2 protein-coding genes are annotated in these 3,088 nt (G+C 34.1%); both read right to left on the bottom strand.

The annotated features are described in order from the left end of the window. Nucleotides 1-520: 520 nt before the first annotated feature. Nucleotides 521-1,423, bottom strand: a complete 903-nt coding sequence (locus F6K22_RS37090; RefSeq protein ID WP_293109744.1) for a succinate--CoA ligase subunit alpha — start codon at nt 1,421-1,423, stop codon at nt 521-523. Nucleotides 1,424-1,840: 417 nt separating this feature from the next. Continuing rightward, nucleotides 1,841-3,058: a succinate--CoA ligase subunit beta gene (locus tag F6K22_RS37085; RefSeq protein ID WP_293109743.1), complete on the bottom strand. Its 1,218-nt coding sequence runs from the start codon at nt 3,056-3,058 to the stop codon at nt 1,841-1,843. Nucleotides 3,059-3,088: the final 30 nt, after the last annotated feature.

Here is a 3,088-nt window from a genome sequence, read left to right as displayed (position 1 = left end):
TGAGAAACAAGGAATTAATTAGGAGATAATTGGATATATTTTTCCCTTGATTTTTCTTCTATCCCCCCTGCCTTTTCTGCTAAGTTTTTGAGGGTTTTCAACTGAAAACTAGGCACTTTTTTTGACCAAAAAAGGCACTTACCTTTAGGAGTCAATGCTTTAAGATTTTATCGGTAAGCCCTAATTAGTTATTCTGAAAAATTGAATAATATTTTAATCAGCTATAATATCATCTCTCTTTGAATACCCACAATAAAAAATTGAGGGAACAGGGAACAGGGAACAGGAAGAAATTTATCAGAGAAAAGATTTGTATTATGGCTAATTAATGAGACTTCATATAAGAGACTGTTTGTACAAGCAATATTATCGCAGTCGAAGCAAAGGGCGCGGACATTTCTAAATTCTCGCGCCTCAGTCATAGACTATTTTTGACTTTTGCCTTGCGCGTAGCGCTATATCTTCTGCCCTATGCTACCTGTTTTATTACACTAGTTCAGTAGTTTGAAATTTGTCTCAATTAAATATACTTCTTTTGCAGTGAATTTCTCACTAAACTTGGAATGTCAGAAGGTCGTTTTGCTACTGGTATTTTAACTGCTTCAAAAGCTGCAATTTTACTTTCAATCTCACCATTAGAATCATACTTTTCACCAGCAACCCTAGCACTAATTAAACTATTAGCATGACTATGATTTTGATTGATCGGAGCATAAGTACCAGAAATATAAGCAACTACAGGTTTATCAATTGTTTCTGAAATATAAGAAGCTGCTATTTCTTCACTTGCACCCTCAACCTCTCCTATCAAAACAATTAACTCTGTACGCTCATCCTCATCTAATATTTGCAACCATTGGAGAAAAGAAGAACCTACAATTGGATCGCAACCAAGACTCACAGAAATAGACTGCCCTAACCTTGACTTCGTTAATTCCCAGGCAACTTCATAAGTTAGAGTGTTACTACGACTAATAATACCAATTGGACCTGGAGTATAAAACTCAGTTGGGTGAGTACCTACTAACAACTGATCTGGTACAATGATACCCGCACAGTTTGGTCCAACAATCAGAGTCTCTGTCGCCTCAGCTTTTCTCAATAGCTTGACCATATCTAGGGGAGGCACACCTTCTGTAACAATCACAATTTGTTTAAGACCCGAAGCGATCGCCTCTAAAGCAGCATCTAAAACCTGATAAGCAGGCATAACTATCACGCTGGTATCAATTATACCCACCTTTGCTACTGCCTGCTCTACCAAACTAAAAACAGGAATGCCATGCCATTCTTTTCCCCCTTCTCCAGGACTAATACCTGCCACCACATTTGTCCCACAAGACTTCATCATTAAGGCTATCTGGGTAGATATTTTTTCTGTAACACCCTGAACTATGACTTTGCTATCTCGAGTTAAATTCATAATACTTCAGCCATTATTAATTAAATAGGCATTTATTAAACAGACAATCATCTTTCATTAATTGATAATGGATAATGAATAATGGATAATTACCTCTTTAAGAATCGATAATGAAAACTATCTCTAATTATCAATTATTAATTATTAAGACATGCTTTAAACCGGATTGATTAATTATCAATTATCCATTGGTAAATGGTTTTTATTTATTATCTATTCTAGAATTTATTAAATTTAATTGAAAATTATCTTTCAACAATTAACAATTAAGAATTACCTCTGATTCCAAATAAGAGGATTGAATAAAAGTATTTTTTGGTTTTTTTCTCCTTTATATATATGAGAGGCTTTCAACCTTAATTAATAACGAATAATTATGAATTCTTAATTTATTGGTAATTCACCCTTTTTTTTCCGCTACTTAGACAAAAAAACAGCTTTGTTCACTGCATCCTCTAAGTTTTCCATAACCTCTACTGGTAGACCTGATAAACGTTCCCTAGCCCTGCCAATTCTACCTCCTAATAAACGCAGTACAAACGGAATTGTTTCCTGGTCTATACTTTTTAATTTATTAAAATATTCATATATTATAGTAATCAACTCATCACTTGTCTGAACTATACCTATAACATTTATCAAAACCACCTTAACATTTTCTTTTTGACTAACTAAATCCAAAGCAGTAAACATTTGCGATCGCAAACTTTCCTTTACTTCCAAATAATCACCCAACTTAATATTCAGAAAATTAGCTGGTTTTCCCTGAGCTTGCATGACCAGATCTACAGTAGCCATTGTTAAACCTTCACCATTGCATAAAATTCCGATATTCCCCTGTAATTCTGTAAATTTAAGTCGATAATTTGGAATTATTTTTTCACTACTGACACCATTAAGATTACTCGTCACCAATAAAGAATTGTTATCTATTCCCTTTACTTGTTCTTGTTTAATTTCATAATTATTACTAATATTTTTGCCAACTAAACTTACCAAGTCTGGATGACGACCTAGAGCATAATCGTTAACACTAACCTTACCATCTAAAGCCATTACTTCTCCTCTCGGACTAATACCAAGAGGATTAATTTCTATCAAATCTAAATCCTTTTCGACCAATAATTGATACATTTTTTCCACTATATGGCTCACTGATTCTATCAGTTTTCCTTGCAGTCCAATTTTTACCATTAAACGACGTGCATAAAAAGGGGAAAATTCTTGATTAACAACCACCTGTTGCATATTTTTCATAGCTGTTTCTGTATCAATACCCCCTTGTGCTGAACCAAGAAGTACGGGGCGACGTACTATTGGGTCTAAAACAACTGCCAGATATAATTCCTGGTCAGCATTATATTTTGCCTCTGCTAACAAAACTTCTGGATATTCATCTTTAATTGGCAAATTAAAAATTGTCTGAGCTGCTGCCACAGCATCAATTGTATTTTCAACAAATTTAATTCCGCCTAAGCTACTTCTTTCGCCTGTATGAACTTGAGACTTAAGTACAACTGGATAGGGTATTTTTAATCTTTTTAAATCTTTAGGATAATCTATTCTTTGAGATGGCAAAACAGGTATTCCCATCTCACTAAACAATGCCTTTGCCTGATATTCTAATAGATCCATATCAACTTAATCTTTGCTTTGCTCTAGTTA

The sequence above is a fragment of the Okeania sp. SIO2F4 genome (assembly GCF_010672385.1).
GTDB lineage: Bacteria > Cyanobacteriota > Cyanobacteriia > Cyanobacteriales > Microcoleaceae > Trichodesmium.
This window is presented reverse-complemented; position numbering and strand designations above follow the sequence as displayed.

Bases quoted from the DNA above. Each gene is read 5' to 3' on its own strand.
- F6K22_RS37090 (WP_293109744.1), bottom strand. From the start codon at position 1,423: ATGAATTTAACTCGAGATAGCAAAGTCATAGTTCAGGGTGTTACAGAA.
- F6K22_RS37085 (WP_293109743.1), bottom strand. From the start codon at position 3,058: ATGGATCTATTAGAATATCAGGCAAAGGCATTGTTTAGTGAGATGGGA.